We start from the raw sequence: 17533 nt of genomic DNA, 5'->3' as shown, positions 1-17533 counted from the left end.
ACTATCAGCCATGGACATTCGCCAGTGGGTTTTTCAGGACGGTGATTCGCTCGATGCCGGACTCGCCGCGTTGCAGGCCATCCAGCCCGATCTGGTGCTGGCCTTCGGCGCGCCAGGATTCATCGCCCAGCCCGGGCTCCGCGACCGGCTCGCCCAGGCCTTTCCCAAGGCCAGCCTGGCCGGTTGCAGTACCGCCGGCGAGATCGTCGGTGATCGGCTGGTGGTGGAAAACAGCGGCGTCCTGACCGCCCTGCATTTCGGCAAAGGCCGGGTGCGCCAGTCCGCCACCCACCTGGCCGACATGGCCGATTCGTTCGCCGCCGGTCAGCGGGTGGGCCAATCGTTGGCCGACCCTGAACTGCGCGGCGTCCTCTTGTTCGGCCCCGGCGTGGCGGTCAACGGCAGCTCCCTGGTGGCGGGCCTGGCTTCGGCGGTCGGCGACCAGGTGCCGATCAGCGGCGGCCTGGCCGGCGATGGCGGCGCCTTCCGCCAGACCTGGGTCCTGTCCTCGGCGGGCTGCGATTCCAGCGGCGTGGTCGCCATCGGCCTGTATGGCGAGGCCGTCCGGCTCTGCCACGGTTCGGCGGGGGGCTGGGAGTCTTTCGGCCCGGCCCGCCGGGTGACCCGCTGCGAGGGCAACATCCTCTATGAACTGGACGGCGAGCCGGCCTTGGCCATCTACAAACGCTACCTGGGCGAGTACGCCCGGGACCTGCCGGCCTCGGGCCTGCTCTTTCCGTTCTCCATGGCCCGCAACGACCAGACCGACCTGGGGCTGATCCGGACCATCCTGGGGGTGGACGAGGCCGCCGGCAGCCTGATCCTGGCTGGCGAGATCGACTCCCAGGGCTATCTCAAACTCATGCATGCCAAGACCGACGCCCTGGTGGACGGGGCCGAGCAGGCGGCCGGCCAGGCCCGGGAACAACTGCCCGACGGCACCGCTCCCCGCTTCGCCCTGCTGGTCAGCTGCGTCGGGCGCAAGCTGGTGATGGGAGGGCGGGTGGACGAAGAGGTGGAGGCGGTGGCCGACGTCCTCGGCCCCGGCACGGTCCTCGGCGGTTTCTATTCCTACGGCGAGATCAGCCCGAGCGAGCCCGGGGGCTGCTGCCAACTGCACAACCAGACCATGACCGTCACCCTGATCGGCGAAGCATGACCCACCGCCTGCTGTCCCGCCAGCTCAAGCGCTTTCTCGGCATCGACAGCCCGGAGCAGCTTGCCGCCATCCAGGAAGAATTGCTCAAGGTGGCGGCCCGGCCCGATGTGGAGGCCGGCAGCGCGGTGGCACTGGCGGGCCTTTCCAGCCTGTTCGAGGCGGTGGAGCAGGCCTACGAACAAAGCGACCGGGACCTGGCGCTGCGCACCCGCAGCCTGGAGATCAGCTCGGCCGAGCTGACCGCGGCCAACGCCCGCCTGGCTCAAGATCTGGCGGCGCGTCAGGAGACCATCGATTCCCTGCGCGAAATCGCCAACCACATGCTGCGCCAGACCGGGCTGCCCGCTATCAGCGCCCTGGACGGCAGCCTGGAGGCGCTGACCCAGCTGCTTTCCGACTTGGTGATGGAGCGGGAGGCCAACCAGAAGCAATTGCGCGACGCGCTTTCCAGTCTGGAGCAGCAGAAGTCGGCCCTGGACCAGCACGCCATCGTCAGCATCACCGACGTGGATGGCACCATCCTCTATGCCAACGACAGGTTCGTGGAAATCAGCGGCTACAGCCGGGCCGAAATGCTCGGCCAGAATCACCGCATCCTCAATTCCGGCCGCCATCCCAGAAAGTTCTTCACCGAATTGTGGAAGACGATTTCGTCCGGCCGGGTGTGGCGCGGCGACATCTGCAACCGGGCCAAGGATGGTAGCCGCTATTGGGTGACCGCCACCATCGTGCCCTTTCTCGACGGCACGGGCCGGCCTTACCAGTACGTGGCGATTCGCAACGACATCACTTCCCGCATCGCGGTTGAGGAAAAGCTCGATGCCCAGCTCCACTTCACTCAGGAGCTGGTCGAAAATATCCCGGTGCCGATCTACTTCAAGGACACGGAAGGGCGCTATCTCGGCTTCAACAAGGCGTTCGAGGAATTCTTCGGCCTCGAACGCAGCGAATGGATCGGCCGCCACGTGTACGACCTGTTGCCCCCCGAACTGGCCGAGTTCCACGCCAGCCGCGACCTGGAGCTGATGCGCACCCGCCAGCACCAGAGCTACGAAACCGAGGTGGTCACCCGCCAGGGGACGAAGCGCCACGCCTTTTACAGCAAGGCGCCCCTGACTAACCCGGACGGCAGTTCCCGGGGCATGGTCGGGACCATCATCGACATTTCCGAGCGCAAGCGCTGGGAGAGCGAAATCCTCCAGGCCAAGGAGGCGGCGGAGGCCGCCAACCGGATCAAGAGCGACTTCCTGGCTAACATGAGCCACGAAATCCGCACGCCGATGAATGGCATCATCGGCATGACCGAACTGACCCTGGATACGGAGCTGGACGCCGAGCAGCGCGAATACCTGGAGGCGGTGAAGCGTTCCGCCGATTCCCTGCTCACGGTGATCAACGACATCCTCGATTTTTCCAAGATCGAGGCCGGCAAGCTGGACGTGGAGTCCATTCCCTTCGACCTGGACCCGGTGGTGGCCGACGCCCTGCGCACCGTGGCCCTGCGCGCCGAGCAGAAGGGTCTGGAGCTGCTGGTGGACGTGGCTCCCGACGTGCCCGCCCGCCTGCTCGGGGACCCGGGGCGGCTGCGCCAGATCCTGCTCAATCTGCTCAGCAACGCCGTCAAGTTCACCGAGCGGGGTGAGGTGGTCCTGACGGTGACGACGGAGTGCCGTGAAGGCGATGCCGTACGGCTGCATTTCGCCGTGCGCGATTCGGGGGTCGGCATTGCCGCAGAGAAATGCCAGCTGATTTTCGAACCCTTCGCCCAGGAAGATTCCTCCACCACCCGCAACTATGGTGGCACCGGCCTGGGGCTGACGATCTGTAGCCGCCTCGTGGAGCTGATGGGGGGCCGCATCTGGGTGGAGAGCCAGGTGGGCAACGGCAGCACCTTCCGGTTCACCGTCCAGGCCCATTGCCTGCCTGGCACCCTCGAAACGCCGGATCTGCCGGATGGGTTGCGCGCCCTGGTAGCGGTGCACCACCCCGATCAGGCCCGCATTCTCCAGGGGCATCTCGCCCGCTGGGGAGCGGAGAGCCTGTGGGCCGGCAGCGATGCCGATCTCCTGCGCCTGGCCACCCGCGGGGAGGGGGGCGGCGGCGGCGTCTTGCCTTTCGATCTATGCGTGCTGGACGTGGACCTGCCCCTGGCCCTGGGCCAGCCCCTGGCCGCCACCCTCACGGCGGCGGGCGTGGCGCCCGAGGCGGTGATCCTGCTCAGTCGGCCTTCCGCGCCGTCGGGGGGCGAACTGCGCGAGTGGGGCGCGCCCCTGGCCCTGGCCCGTCCGGCTACCGCGGGTGAGCTCGGCCGGGCGCTGGTCCGCTGGATCGGCGGTGAGGAGTCCGGAACCCGGCCCGTCCGGGCATTGCACGTCCTGGTGGCTGAGGACCATCCCGTTAACCAACGCCTCATCACCAATTTGCTCGAACGGCTGGGGCACCGGGTGACCCTGGCCGAGAACGGCGAAGAGGCGGTGAACAAGACCCTGGCCGCCTGGGCTGCGGACGAGGCGCCGGACCTGGTGCTGATGGACGTGCAGATGCCCTGCCTGGGCGGGCTTGAGGCCACGGCCCGCATCCGGGCGGCCGAAGCCGAGGCTGGCAGGGGGCGGGTGCCCGTCTATGCCCTGTCTGCGGCGGCGGAGGATATTGATCGGGAGGCCGGCAATGCGGCCGGGCTGGATGGCTACCTGGGCAAGCCCCTCACCCGGGACGACCTGCTGGCCGTGCTGGCGGGCATTGCGGGTGAGGAGGTCGGGAGGGGGGGCATACCCATTCAGGGTGCGCGGCCCGAGAATTACGCCCGCCTGCTCGGCCAGATGGATGCGGACATCCTTTCCATCATCGGCGACGTGTTCCTCGACCAGGCACCCAGGGATACGGCGGCCTTGAAGGCGGCCCTGGCCGCCAGCGATTGGAAGACCCTGTCCCGGGTGGCCCACACCATCAAGGGTAGTGTGGCCAATTTCGGCAACGGGGCGGTGGTGCGCCAAGCGGCAGCCCTGGAGGAGGTGGCGGCGGCAGGGATGGCCGATCCGGCTCGGGTCGAGGAACTGGCGGCCGAACTGGAACGCTTCTGCGCGGCCCTGAGGGAATTTCTGGCGGTATCGTCCGCCTGAGGCGGATCAGTCGATGCCCAGGGCGCGAATCAGGGCGTCCCGGGTGATCGGCTTGATCAGGAGTTCGCTGAAGCCGGCTTCCATGATCTGGACCTTTTCGCCGGGGAAGGCGTGGGCGGTGTAAGCGACGATGTGCAGGCCCTCGCCGTCCCGTTCCTTGCGCAGGGTCTGGCAGACCTCGGTGCCGCTCATGTCCGGCATGCTCACGTCGAGCAGCACGTGCCGGATGTCCGGGTTCTGGCGCATCTTGTCCAAGGCCTCCTGGCCGCAGGAGGCCTCTTCCACGTCCACGCCCAGCTTGCGCAGGATGGCGCTGGGCAGCATGCGGTTGACGTCTTGGTCGTCGACTACCAGTACTTTCATGATGAAGAATCCTTCCCGGCGGGCAGGTCGCCGAGGGTGAAATAGAACTCGCTGCCCTGGCCCAGGGCCGAGTGCAGTTCGAGGCGGCCGCCCATCAGTTCGACCAGCTGGCGCGACAGGGACAGGCCGAGGCCGGTGCCGCCGTGCTTGCGGGTGATGAAGGTTTCGGCCTGGCGGAATTTCTCGAAGATGATGCCGTGATGCTCCGGCGCGATCCCCGGCCCGGTGTCGATGACCGAGAAGCGGATGCCTCCGGGCGCGCGCCGGGCGCGCAGTTCGACCCGACCCTGGTCGGTGAACTTGAGGGCGTTGTGCACCAGGTTGTTGAGTACTTGCATCAGGCGGGAATTGTCGCAGCGCAGGGTGGGCGGCGCGTCGTCGTCCACCGCCAACTCGAACTCCAGCCCCTTCTGCTGGGCGGTGGGCAGGTGGGCCAGGTAGATCTGTTGCAGCAGGGCCCGGCAGTCCACGTCGCTGGGAAAGAGTTCGAGCCGTCCGGCTTCGATCTTGGATTGATCGAGGATCGAATTGACCAGCCCGAGCAGGTGGTTGCCGCTGTCCAGGATGGTGCCGGCAAAACCTTGCAGCGATTGGTCGTCCACCGAATCCTGCAGCAGTTCGGCATAGCCGATGATGCCGTTGAGCGGCGTGCGCAGCTCGTGGGACATGGAGGCGAGGAACTCGGACTTGAGCCGGTTGGCCTCTTCGGCCTCTTCCCGGCTTCGGTTGAGCTGGTTGAGCAGGCGAGAGGAAGAGATGGCGAAGGCCAGGATGAGCAGGGTCATCACGATGGCGAAGGCGATATAGGACTGACGACGGGCGTAAAAATCGCCCAGGGCTTCGTCGGCGCTGACGCCGACGATCACCACCAGCGGATAGTCGGGCAGGCGGCGAAAGGCGAGAAAGCGGTTGATGTGGTCGATCTTGCTGGCGCGCTCGTAAATACCCTGGTTGGCATCGGCCAGTAGCTTGAATACGGCGGAATCGCCGATGTTCTGGCCCACGTCGGCGTTTTCGCCGGACTTGCGGGCGCGCACCACGCCGTCCAGGCCCACCAGGGCGATCACGCCGTCCTTGCCCAGATTCACGTCGCCGTAGAGGCCGGTGAAGTAGTAGGGGTCCACCGATACCACCACCACACCACCGAAGCTGCCGTCGGGCTTGTTGATGCGCCGGGTCATCTGGATCGACCACTTGCCCGAGGCACGGCCCAGGACGGGCTTGCTGATGAACAGCTGGTTGGTGTCTGCTTTCTTGTGCACCAGGAAGTGCTCCCGGTCCGACAGGTCCATGACTTTGTGGTTGGGGATGTTGGACAGGATGTACATGCCGTGCTCGTCGATCACCCCCAGCTGGTTGAACAGAGTGGTGATGATCATCCCTTCATGGGCATAGTCCTGAATGTCCACCTTGCCGTGATTGCGCTCGTACTGAAACTTGAGGAACAGCACCGCCTGGTCCACGCTCTTCAGGGTGCGAAGGGTGTGTTCTTCGAGGGAACGGGCCAGGTTGATGTTGGTCTGGTTGATGTCCGCGATTTCCAGCTGCTTCTCGCTGGTGACCTTGTAGAGGATGGCCGTCCACAGCAGCACCAGCAGCAGGATGGCGAAGCCCCAGATCAGGCGCGGGATGCGCGTCCGGTTCTGGCGGGCGGTCGGGGCGGCGAGGTGGGTGGTGGGCATGCGCCGGTGGGGGCGGAATCAGCGGGCGGTCAGATGGAGGGCGATAGGATGCGGGCACTAGAAGCAAGGCATGCCATGTTGCGCTATGGTAATGAAAAATGCCGCCAAAATGCCGTGAGGAATTCGGCATTTTTCCACCGGGCGCACCGTTTGCGGCGCTGCCTGTCCGCCCCCTGACTTTTTGATCGTCATGTCCGCTTTGCCCCGTCTTGCCATCGACCGGCTCCAGCCCGGCGTCTTCATTTCCCTGGGGGATCTGGGCTGGATTCACCATCCGTTCCTGCTCAACGCCTTCCGCATCGCCAGCGACAAACAAATCCAGGTATTGCACGGCCTGGGCCTGACCGAGGTCACCTGGGACCCGGCCCGCAGCATCGCCGAACCCCTGCCGGTCACGGCCAGGGGGGAAAGCGGCGCGGGTGAGGGGGCGGGCGAGGAGGACATGGATTTCGCCGCCGCCGCCCTGGCCGGCATGCTCGACGAGAAACAACGCCGCATCGAGCGGGTGCGCGCCCAGCGGGACGTGTTTGCCCGGCGGGAGCGGGAATACGAGAGCGAGGCGGCGTCCATCGCCGACATCCTGCGCACCTTCGCCGCCCGGCCGGCGGATGCCCACGGCGACGCCTCGGCACTGGTGGGGCGGGTGGTGGATGGGCTGATGGATGCCCCCAGCGTGGCCATCCACCTGGTCAACCAGAAAAGCCGGGACAGTGGCCTGGCCTTCCATTCCCTCAACGTCATGGTGCTGACCCTGCTGCTTGGCAAGGCCGTGGGGCTGACCGCCGAGGAAATGCGCCAGGCCGGTCTGGGGGCGCTGCTCCACGACGCGGGCAAGGGCGAGATTCCGCCGCGCATCCTGCGCACTCCCCAGCGCACGCCGCCGGAGGAGGAGTTCTACCGGGCCCACATCGGCTACGGCATCAAGGCCGTGGCCGGGGCGCGCAACCTGTCGGTAGCGGCCAAGAACGTGATTGCCTGCCACCACGAGCGCTGGGACGGCACGGGCTTTCCCAACAAGCTGGCCGGCGAGCGCATCCCCCGCCTGGCCCGGGTGGTGGCCATCGCCAACCGCTACGACAACCTGTGCAACCCCTACGACGTCAAGCGCGCCCTGACCCCGGCGGAGGCCCTGGCCCAGCTGTTCAAGAAGGAGGCGGCCCACTTCGACCCGGACCTGTTGCAGCGCTTCATCAAGACCATGGGGGTCTATCCGCCGGGCAGCTTCGTGGCCCTGTCCAACGGCGCCACCGGCCTGGTGATCGAGACCGATCCGGCCCGGCTGCTGTCGCCCACGGTGATGCTCCACGACGCCGAAATTCCGCGCAGCGAGGCCCTGGTGATGGACCTGAAGGAGGCCGAACTGGCGATCGAAGCGGTGGTCAGCCCGGCCAGCCTGCCCCTGGCGGTGGTGGAATACTTGGCGCCCCGGGGACGGGTCGATTACTACGTGGAAGGTTCGGCCTGATCCGAGTCGGGGCGGCGTCGCCACGCCGTTAGTACCGCAGCCCGGAACGCCGTGCCAGTCGCGGCGTTCGAGCATGGTGGCCTGGAGATCCGCGCCTGGCTTGGCGTTTGAAGGGGGCTGCCCGGAGATGCCCTACTGGCGCGGGGGTTGCATCAGGTGGCCGTCGCCGCCTTCCCGACATCCTTGCGGTTGCCCCATGAAAAAAGCCCCGCCGGTTTGGCGGGGCTTTTTCGTTGCGCTTGCGCTCAGTTGGCTGGCTTGCCCGGCGCGGTGGCGTTGGCCGCCACCGGTGCCGGGGGCTGGGCCTCCGGATTGCGCGGGGTGCCGTCCTGCCAGCCGCCACCGAGAGCCTTGAACAGGTCCACCGTGGCGCTCAGGCGCGCCTGGCGGGCCGAGATCAGGTCCACCTGGGCGTCATTGGAAGTGCGCTGGGCGTCGAGCACTTCCAGGAAGGGCGAGTAGCCCGACTTGTAGCGCAGCTGGGCCAGGTCCAGGGACTTCTTCGCGGCGTCGTAGCGGGTCTGCTGAGCGGATTCGTTCTCGCCGGCTTCGCGCAGGTTGACCAGAGCGTCGTTGACCTCCTTGAAAGCGCTCTGCACTGCCTTCTGGTAGGTCGCCACCGCCTGCTTCTGCCGCGCCGTGGCCTGGTCGAGCCGGGCCATGTACTTGCCGGCGGCGAAGATCGGCATGTTCACCCCGGCGCCGTAGGACCAGATGCGGCCCGGCGAGGTGAACAGGTTGGACAGGGTCTCGCTTTCGCTGCCGAAGAGGCCGGTGAGCGAAATGGTGGGGAACAGGGCGGCCTTGGCCACGCCGATCTGGGCGTTGGCCGACACCAGCAGTTCCTCCGCCTGGCGCAGGTCGGGGCGCGCCTCCAGCAGGGTGGAGGGCAGCCCGGCCGGGGGCACCGGGGGCTGGGGCAGGACGCGCAGGTCACCCTCGCCAATCGCCAGGTCGCCCACGCCAGTGAGCAGGGCGAGCAGGTGCAGGGACAGGGCGCGCTGGCGCCGCAGGGTGGACATCTGGGCCTGGATGGCAGCCCGGTTGGTTTCCGCCTGCTGCACGTCCAGGGCCGAGGCCAGGCCGCCGCGCTGGCGGCTGCGGGCGATGTCCAGGGCCTCTTCGCGGCTCTTCAGGGTTTCCCGGGCGGCCACCAGTTGGGCGTCGTAGGCGCGCAGGCTGAGGTAGGCCTGGGCCACCTGGCCGGCCAGGGTGAGTTGCACCGTGTCGCGGTTGTAGCGGTTGGCCAGGGCCTGGGCCCGGGCCGCCTCGCTGGCGCGGCGCAGCTTGCCCCACACGTCGAGCTCGAAGGAGGTGTTGAGCACCGCCTTGTGGTCGGTGTAGACCGGGTCCATGCCGGCGGGGATGGGGGAGTAGGTGACCCCGCTGGCCCGGGTGCGGACGCTGTTGGCCTGGGCGCCGATTTCCGGGAAGAAGGCGGCGCGGGCCTCGCGCACCAGGCCCTCGCTCTCTTCCAGCCGCGCCACCGCCAGCAGCAGGTCGGTGTTGTACTGGAAGGCCTTGTCCATCAGGCCGTCGAGGGTCGGGTCCTGGAACAGCTTCCACCATTCCTGCTGCACGGCGGCGGAGCGCGCCAGCGGCACCGCGTCGGATTCGCTGAAGCGGTCCGGCAGGGTGCTGTCGGGACGCCGGTAGTCGGGGCCCACCGCGCACCCCGCCAGCAGCAGGGCGGCGGAGAGGGCGGCGGCCAGGGTTTTCAGTTCAGGGCGTTGCATTACTGGCCCTCCTTGTCGGAGGCCTCGGTCGGCTTGGCCTCGTCGGCTTCCAGTTGATGATGGGGGTGGTGGCCGGCGGGGCGGCGCATCTTGCCTCGGGACAGCCAGCTGAAGAACATGGGGATGAAGATGGTGGCGATGAAGGTCGCCGCCAGCATCCCGCCGAACACGCCGGTACCCATGGACTTGCGGGCTGCGGCGCCGGCGCCGGTAGCCTTGACTAGGGGGAACACGCCCAGGATGAAGGCCATGGAGGTCATGACGATGGGGCGGAAGCGCAGGCGGGCGCCTTCTTCGGCGGCCTCCAGCACACCCATGCCCTCGGCCCGTTTCTGGGCGGCGAATTCGACGATCAGGATCGCGTTCTTCGCCGCCAGGCCGATCAGCACCACCAGGCCGATCTGGAAGTAGATGTCGTTGGGCATGCCGCGGATCATCACCGCCGCCAGGGCGCCGAACAGGGCGAAGGGCACGGCCATGATCACCGCCAGGGGCAGGGTCCACTTTTCGTACTGGGCCGCCAGGATCAGGAACACCATGATGATGCCGAAGCCGAAAGCCACGGCGGAGGTGGTGCCGGTGCGCTTTTCCTGGAAGGCCTGGCCGGTCCAGGCCAGTTCGTAGCCCGCGGGCAGGGTTTCCTTGGCCACTTCCTCGACGATGCGGATGGCGTCGCCGGTACTGATGTTGGGCTGGGAGTTGCCCATCACCTTGGCGGCGAGGAAGCCGTTGAAGCGTTCCAGCTGCTCCGGACCCACCACCGATTTGACCTTGATCAGGGCCGAGATGGGCACCGCGGCGCCGCTGTTGGCGCGCACATAGACCTTGCCCAGATCCTCCGGCTTGGCGCGGTAGGCGGCGTCGGACTGGAGCTGGACCCGGTAGGTGCGGCCGTTCAGGTTGAAGTCGTTCACGTACAGGGTGCCGATGGCGGCTTGCAGCGTCTGGTAGACGTCGCTCACCGAAATACCCATCGAGATGGCCTTGGACTCGTTGACCTCAACGTAGATCTGCGGCGAGGTGGGGCGGAAGAAGGTGTTGATGCCGGTCAGCTCGGGGCGCTTCTTCAGGGCGTCCATGAACTGCTGGATCACGCCGGCCAGCTTTTGCGGGCTGGAATCGCCCCGGGCCTGGATATAGGCCTCGAAGCCGCCGGCGGAACCCAGGCCGCGGATGGCGGGCGGGTTGAACACGATGCCCAGGCCGTCCGGCAGCATCATGCCCATGCCGGTGAACTTCTTGGCCAGGTCGTCGGCCACCTCGGTCCGTTCCTTCCAATCCTTGAGCGGGATGAACACGGTACCGGCGTTGGACTTCATGCCGCCGCCGATGATGTCGTTACCGGCGATGACGAAGACCTTATCGACCGAGTCGTCCTGCTTGATCATGGTCTGGAACTGCTCGCCGGTGGTGCGGGTGCGCTGCAGGCTGGCGCCGTCGGGCAGCATCAGGGCGCTGATCAGGTAGCCCTGGTCTTCCGCCGGCACGAAGCCGCCGGGAACGGCGCGGAACATGAAGACGCTGCCGCCGACGATGATCACGCAGGCCACGGTGCCGATGATGCGGTGGTGCAGGGTCTTGTTGACCGTGGTGGTGTAGCTCTTGGTGAGCCGCTCGAAAGCCCGGTTGAAGGGCTTGAAGAAGGGCACTTCCTCGTGCTTTTCCTTGAGCAGCAGGGCGCACAGGGCCGGGGTCAGGGTCAGGGCCACGACGCCGGAGATGGTCACCGAGATGGCCACGGTCACGGCGAACTGCTGGTACAGCTTGCCGGCGATGCCGCCGAGGAAGGCCACCGGGATGAACACCGCGCACAGCACCAGGACGATGGCCACCACGGCGCTGGAGACCTCGCGCATGGCTTCGATGGCCGCCTCCTTGGGCTTCATCTTCTCTTCCCAGATCAGGCGCTCGACGTTTTCCAGCACCACGATGGCGTCGTCCACCACGATACCGATGGCCAGCACCATGGCGAACAGGGTCAGGGTGTTGATGGAGAAGCCGAACAGCCACAGGCCGGCGAAGGTGCCGATCAGGGACACGGGCACGGCCACCAGGGGAATCAGGGTGGCGCGCCAGTTCTGCAGGAAGACGAACACCACCACGGCCACCAGGACCAGGGCTTCGATCAGGGTGTGGACCACCTCATTGATCGAGGCCTGGACGAACTTGGTGGTGTCGAAGGGGATCACGTAGTCCATGCCGCTGGGGAACTTTTCCTTCAGTTCCTCCATGCGCTTCTTCACCTTCTCGGCCACGTCCAGGGCGTTGGCGCCGGATTGCAGGAAGATGCCGACGCCGATCACCGGCTTGCCGAGCAGGGTGGTGGAGGCGTCGTAGTTCTGGGCGCCCAGTTCCACGCGCGCCACGTCCTTCAGGTACAGGGCACCCTTGGGGCCGTCGGCGCGGACGACGATGTTGCCGAACTCTTCCGGAGTGGTCAGGCGTCCCTTGGCGGTCACCGTATAGACCAGCTGCTGGCCGGTGGGCGCGGGTTCCTGGCCGATCTTGCCGGCGGCGTTCTGCTTGTTCTGCGCGGCGATGGCATTGGCGATCTCGGTGGTGGTCACCCCCAGTTGGGCCATCCGGTCGGGCAGCAGCCAGATCCGCATCGAGTAGTCCAGGGCGCCGAAGATTTGCGCGTCGCCCACGCCGGGGATGCGCTTCAGGTCGTCGAGAATGTTGACCAGGGCGTAGTTGGACAGAAAGAGCGGGGTGCGGCTGTTGTCCGGCGAGGTGACGGTGGCCACCAGCAGGATGTCGTTGGAGCGCTTGGCCACGGTTACGCCGAACTGGCGCACCACGTCCGGCAGGCGCGGCTCGGCGATCTTGACCCGGTTGTTGACGTTCACCGTGGCCATGTCGATGTCGGTGCCGACCTCGAAGTTGGCGGTGATGGTCAGGGTGCCGTTGGCCGAGGCGGTGGAATTGAAGTACATCAGGTTTTCAATCCCCGACAGCTGCTCCTCGATGGGGCCGGCCACGGTCTTGGTCAGGGTCTCGGCGGAAGCGCCGGGATAGGAGGCGGAAATGATCACCGTCGGCGGCGCGATTTCCGGGTACTGGGCAATCGGCAACCCGCGGGCGGCCATGATGCCCGCGATGACGATGATGATCGAGATGACCGAGGCGAAGATCGGCCTATTGATGAAAAAGCGTGACATGAGGGTCGATTCCCTTTCTCGCGCTGCTTACTGCTTGCCTTGGGCGGCAGGCTGGGCAGGCGTCTTGGCCTCGTCGGCGGCGGGAGCCTTGGCGGCCGGCGCCGCGGCGCCCTTGCCCGCGCCGGGGCCTTGTTCGGCCTGGGGACCGTGGGGGGCCACCGGGGTGCCCGGGCGGGCCTTCATCAGGTTGTCCACGATCACCTTGTCGCCGGCCTTCAGGCCGCCGGTGATGACCCAGTCCTTGCCGCGCCATTCGGCGGTCTGTACCGGACGCGGGGCGACCTTGCTCTCGGCGTCCACCACCATCACCAGGCGGGCTTGCTCGGTTTGCAGGACGGCGGCCTGGGGCACCAGGAAGACGCCTTCCCGGTTGCCGGTGAGCAGGCGCACTCGGACGAACTGGCCGGGCAGCAGCTTGCCGTCGGCGTTGTCGAATTCGGCGCGTAGCTGTTGGGTGCCCAGGGTGGTGTCGATATTGGAGGCGAGGAAGTTGATCTTGCCCTGCTTCTCGTAGACGGTGCCGTCGGGCAGGATCAGCTGGACGCCGGTGACCGTGCCGGGCTTGACCTGGCCGCCGGGCAGGGCGGCGACGTCGGACTCGGAGAGGCCGAAGCGCACCCACATCGGGTTGGTCTGGAAGATGGAGGTGAGCAGGCTGGCATCGCTGGTGTTGATCAGGTTGCCGTCCGACTTCACCGCCCGGCCGGAAACGCCGGCGACAGGGGCGGTGACGGTGGTCCACGACAGGTTCAGCTGGGCCTGGCGCAGGTTGGCCTGGGCGATGGCGTGGTTGGACGCGGCATCGTCGTATTCCTTCTGGCTCACTGCCTGCTGGCCGATCAGGCCCTTGAGGCGGGCTTCTTCCCGGGCGGCCTGGTCGGCCTTGGCCTTGGCGTCGGCCAGGGCGATTTCATAGGGGGCCGGGTCGATCTGGAACAGGGGCTGGCCGGCCTTGACCAGGGCGCCTTCCTGGTAGAGCCGCTTGAGCAGGATGCCGCCCACCCGGGCGCGCACTTCTGTTTCCTTGGCGCCTTCGGTCTGGGCGGTGACTTCGACGGACACCGGGAGGTTCTGGGGTTGGACTTCAAGCACTGTCACCGGCAGTCCGCCCGGGGGCATGCCGCCCCCGGCGCCGGCCTCGGTTCCCGATTTGGAACAGGCGACGGCCAAGGCCGCGGTAACGGCCAGTACCCCAACCCGCAGGGTTTGGCGGGCGATCCACGAGTTCTTATGGTCTTGCATGGAATTCTCCGTTGGAGGCGTAACGGTGCTATTATATACAGCCATGGTTGTATGTAAATTACACCCAGCATCCGTTTTGTAAATTTTTACAGGTAGCCATGGCCCGCAAAACCAAAGCCGAAGCCGAACGGACGCGCCAGCAGATCATCGATGCTGCACGGCAGGTGTTCCACGCCCACGGCGTGATCCGGTCTTCCCTCGAAAAAGTCGCCCAAGCCGCTGGCGTGACGCGTGGGGCAGTATATTGGCATTTTGCCAACAAGGCCGAGCTGTTCACGGCCATGCGCGAGCATTCCCACACCCTGATCGAACCGGCCGACCGGCTCGTTCTATCCGAGGATTTCGCCGATCCCCTCGACGCCGTGGAACAGTCCATGCTGGCCTTCTTCCGCGTTCTCGAAGAGTCGGAGGAACTGCGCCAGATCTTCGAGATCATGTCCCTGCGCTGCGAGTACGTGGACGAATTCGCCCCCGTACTGCATGAAGTGAACGGCCCCTGCCTGGAGTTCCTTGGCAAGCTCGAGATCGCTTATGCCCGTGCCCGGGAAAAGGGCACCCTGCGCGAAGGCATGAGCCCCGAGGCCCTGGCGCTCGATACCATTTCCTTCACCTCCGGCGTGTTCAACAACTGGCTCTCCAGCCAGCCCGGCGACCGGCTGCGCACCGAAGTGCCGGCCATGATCCGCACCCACATCGCGTTGCGCCGCCGGTAAAGCGGCCAGACTCGACAAAAGGCTTTGACTAATCCGGGAAGTTTGCTACTATGCGCGCCTTCCACACGGAGAGGTGGATGAGTGGTTTAAGTCGCACGCCTGGAAAGCGTGTTTAGGGTAATACCCTAACGCGGGTTCGAATCCCGCCCTCTCCGCCAAGATTAAAAGGCCCGTAAGTTGCAAAACAACTTACGGGCCTTTTGCTTTTCGGGCGTTTGACTCACCCGGGCCCGGTTACTGGATTGGTTGTCCCGGTGATGCCGGTGACCCAGAATGGATTGGGTATTTCTGGATCGGCGTGTCCTCCCAGCCGATTCTTGGCGATGACCGCCGGCTTGCCGTAGTGGCTCTGACGCCGACGATGGCCCAATGGTCCGGCTAAGGGCATAGCCCATCAATCTGCATCGGCCGATAGGCCCGGTACCTGCCACGGCCCCCCTCAGGTCACGCAAGTCCATGGCGATCTTGCGTCAGCCATCAAACCCATCGCTTTCCCACCACGACTGTCTGATCAGTCCCAAGAGCCATTGGTTGCCTTTGCCCCGGGTGGAAACGGCTCGGCGTGCCAAGCGCAGTAACCGCCCGGACGCGCTGCCGTCATCATCTGGCACCGCCGCCGCACGGGATGCCGCTCTTCCCCGGCTTGATGAAGGTCTGCCTTACCGGGGCTCCTTGGCAGAGTAGGTGGTGCCTTTTGCAGGATGTTCATATGGTGGTGCAGGCCACCCCACCATCGCCTGCGGCTCTCGACGGTGCGCGGGTTATGTTTCGGCAATCCACACTGATTAATTACGCCGATGTCGTTTAATATGCCGCCCGTATTGCCGCTTCCAGGCCGATTGCCGGCATTCGATGGCCCCCGCAGGGCAGTGCCCGCCCATCGCCTCGGAAACCCTTTGCCAACCCATTCTTATTGCCATGATGACGCACGCCCTCCTGCGCCAGACCGCCCATGCCGTATGCACCACCGCCATTCTGTTGTGCACGCTGAACACCTCGAATGCCCGGGCCGCAGCTTGCCCCACCTCTTGGAACACCCGCGACTACATTGACGCCTCCTGCACCGCCGACACTTCCATCGACTGGACCGGCGGCACCATGTGGGTCGGCTACAACGGGCCTGGCGTCAACGTCGGCGGTAGTGCCGATCCCACCCTTGTCGTCCGGGAGGGGCAGACTGTCAGTTCCATAATCCTGGCCAATCGCGTCACCTGGAACTCACTGACTAATTACGGCGAAATGAGCAGCGTCAACGTTGCCGGATCGAGCCGGATGGAAACCTTCATCAACCTGGGCCACATGCGTACCGGGGTGCAGGTTTCCGGCTTCGCCAGCATCGGCACCGTCATCAATCTGGGGACCATGGCTTCCTCTGTCCTACACCCGGACCTCAATATCATTACGGGCGGCAACGGTGGAGGCACCATTGAAAACCTCATCAATGCCCAATCCGGCCTGACCCTTGGCGGCTACTACGATGGCATCTATCTGGAAGCCGGCACCATTCCCACCCGGTACTTCACCTACTTCAGCACCCCCGGCAGTTTCGGCACCATCCAGTTCAAATACCTCGGTGCCTATAACCTGAATACCTACGGCTTGCGTATCGCCCCCAACACCAGCTACGTCACCGGCACCTACGCGGGAGTGATCACCGCCGATCAGCGGCTGAACATCACCAACCTGGAAGCCATCAGCGGCATCAAGTACAAGTTGGTGGACCGCAATGGGGATGGCCGCACCTGGGACCTGGTATTGCAGACCATCTCACCCACGCGCTACTCCGATCCGGCCCGGGCCCAGGGCAACAGCACAGCAGTCTCTGTCGGGCGGTTGATCGAAAACAACGCAACACTCGGTGCCATCTTCGACGGTGCCAATCTCATCACCGACCGGCACATCAACACTGCCATTTCCCAGAGCCTCCCGCTGTTCAACGGTGCCGGTGCCCGGGTCTCACACAGCGTCATGGGGGACATCAGCCGGGTCGTGCAATCCCGTCTCGACGCCCAGCGCGGCCTGGCCTCCGGCGACGATGCGGTGGGGAGGCAGGTATGGATGAAGTTCTTCGGTTCCTGGGCCCATCAGAATGACCGGGAAAGCATTTCCGGCTTCAGTGCCGAGACCAGCGGCATGACCATCGGCACCGACCGCATGGTCAGCGACTCCCTACGCCTGGGGGGCGCATTCTCGTACGCGCAAGCCAACGTGAACAGCAACGCCAGCGTGGCGCCCCAAAGCGCCAAGATTTCCTTATTCCAGTTGGCCGCTTACGGGAATCTGGCCCTGGATGAAAGCACCGACCTCCGCTTCCAACTGGGAGCGGGCAGAAACAGCAACAAAAGCACGCGCAACGTCGCTTTCGTCGGCGACATCGCCAGCGCTCGCTACGACAGCACGACCCTGTACCTGGGAACGGCCCTGTCGCGCACCGTTGCCCTGGGGGCTAAGACCACGCTGACCCCCTCGCTACGCGCCGACTACGCCCGCGTCCGGGACGAGGGCTATCAGGAATCCGGCGCCGGCCCGCTCAACTTGTCCGTTCAGGGGCGTACCGCCGAGCAACTGTTGCTCGGCGTGGATACCAAGCTGGGCTACCGGCTGGACAAGCGCAGCAGCCTCAGCGCCAATGCCGGCATTGCCTACGATGCGCTGGCCAAACGGGACAATCTGGTTGCGGCCTTTGCCTCCGTCCCCGATACGACCTTCATCGCCACCGGTGCGAAGCCTCAGCCCTGGTCCCTGCGGGGGGGCGTGGGGTACGCCTATACCACCGACGGCGGCACGGAAATCAATCTTCGCTACGATGCCGACGTGCGCCAGGGGTTCCTCAACCAGACCGCATCCCTCAAGGCACTCTGGATGTTCTAGCCGCGCATTTGCTTGGCACCGC

General features: G+C 65.8%; 10 protein-coding genes and 1 tRNA gene. 6 read left to right on the top strand and 5 right to left on the bottom strand.

The window, feature by feature from the left end:
* Positions 1–10: 10 nt before the first annotated feature.
* Both LWW89_RS12420 and LWW89_RS12415 read left to right on the top strand, forming a co-directional pair.
* Positions 11–1159, top strand: coding sequence for an FIST N-terminal domain-containing protein (locus LWW89_RS12420; RefSeq protein WP_293264614.1), 1149 nt, complete (start codon positions 11–13; stop codon positions 1157–1159).
* On the top strand, positions 1156–4278 hold the full coding sequence (locus LWW89_RS12415; RefSeq protein ID WP_293264612.1) for a PAS domain S-box protein: 3123 nt from the start codon (positions 1156–1158) through the stop codon (positions 4276–4278). Before LWW89_RS12420 ends, LWW89_RS12415 begins: the two co-directional genes overlap by 4 nt.
* A gap of 6 nt (positions 4279–4284) precedes the next feature.
* On the opposite strand, the gene LWW89_RS12410 is transcribed toward LWW89_RS12415, so the two are convergent.
* Together LWW89_RS12410 and LWW89_RS12405 are read right to left on the bottom strand one after the other, a co-directional pair.
* On the bottom strand, positions 4285–4641 hold the full coding sequence (locus LWW89_RS12410) for a response regulator (RefSeq protein WP_293264610.1): 357 nt from the start codon (positions 4639–4641) through the stop codon (positions 4285–4287).
* Positions 4638–6323, bottom strand: a complete 1686-nt coding sequence (locus LWW89_RS12405; protein ID WP_293264608.1) for a hybrid sensor histidine kinase/response regulator — start codon at positions 6321–6323, stop codon at positions 4638–4640. Before LWW89_RS12405 ends, LWW89_RS12410 begins: the two co-directional genes overlap by 4 nt.
* A gap of 190 nt (positions 6324–6513) precedes the next feature.
* On the opposite strand from LWW89_RS12405, the gene LWW89_RS12400 reads away from it, so the two are divergent.
* On the top strand, positions 6514–7788 hold the full coding sequence (locus LWW89_RS12400) for an HD-GYP domain-containing protein (protein WP_293264606.1): 1275 nt from the start codon (positions 6514–6516) through the stop codon (positions 7786–7788).
* A 245-nt stretch (positions 7789–8033) separates the two neighbouring features.
* Here LWW89_RS12400 and LWW89_RS12395 read toward each other — a convergent pair whose 3' ends face one another.
* The 3 genes from LWW89_RS12395 to LWW89_RS12385 are packed head-to-tail and all read right to left on the bottom strand — an operon-like array spanning position 8034 to position 13927.
* Entirely contained in the window at positions 8034–9524 is a 1491-nt protein-coding gene (locus tag LWW89_RS12395) for an efflux transporter outer membrane subunit (RefSeq protein ID WP_293264604.1), read from the bottom strand.
* On the bottom strand, positions 9524–12685 hold the full coding sequence (locus LWW89_RS12390; protein WP_293264602.1) for a multidrug efflux RND transporter permease subunit: 3162 nt from the start codon (positions 12683–12685) through the stop codon (positions 9524–9526). Before LWW89_RS12390 ends, LWW89_RS12395 begins: the two co-directional genes overlap by 1 nt.
* Before the next feature lie 27 nt (positions 12686–12712).
* On the bottom strand, positions 12713–13927 hold the full coding sequence (locus LWW89_RS12385; protein WP_293264600.1) for an efflux RND transporter periplasmic adaptor subunit: 1215 nt from the start codon (positions 13925–13927) through the stop codon (positions 12713–12715).
* Between the two features lie 98 nt (positions 13928–14025).
* Between LWW89_RS12385 and LWW89_RS12380 the strand changes: the two genes are divergently transcribed.
* The 3 genes from LWW89_RS12380 (at position 14026) to LWW89_RS12370 (ending at position 17511) form a co-directional block, all read left to right on the top strand.
* On the top strand, positions 14026–14640 hold the full coding sequence (locus LWW89_RS12380) for a TetR family transcriptional regulator (protein ID WP_293264598.1): 615 nt from the start codon (positions 14026–14028) through the stop codon (positions 14638–14640).
* A gap of 67 nt (positions 14641–14707) precedes the next feature.
* Positions 14708–14798 (top strand) — tRNA-Ser (locus tag LWW89_RS12375).
* Positions 14799–15558: 760 nt separating this feature from the next.
* Positions 15559–17511, top strand: a complete 1953-nt coding sequence (locus LWW89_RS12370; protein WP_293264596.1) for an autotransporter outer membrane beta-barrel domain-containing protein — start codon at positions 15559–15561, stop codon at positions 17509–17511.
* The last annotated feature ends 22 nt before the right edge of the window (positions 17512–17533 follow it).

Origin of the sequence: Oryzomicrobium sp., assembly GCF_021287045.1 — a bacterium.
Classification (GTDB): Bacteria; Pseudomonadota; Gammaproteobacteria; order Burkholderiales; family Rhodocyclaceae; genus Oryzomicrobium.
The sequence above is the reverse complement of the archived record's forward strand: the minus strand, read 5'-3'. Positions and strand labels throughout refer to the sequence as shown.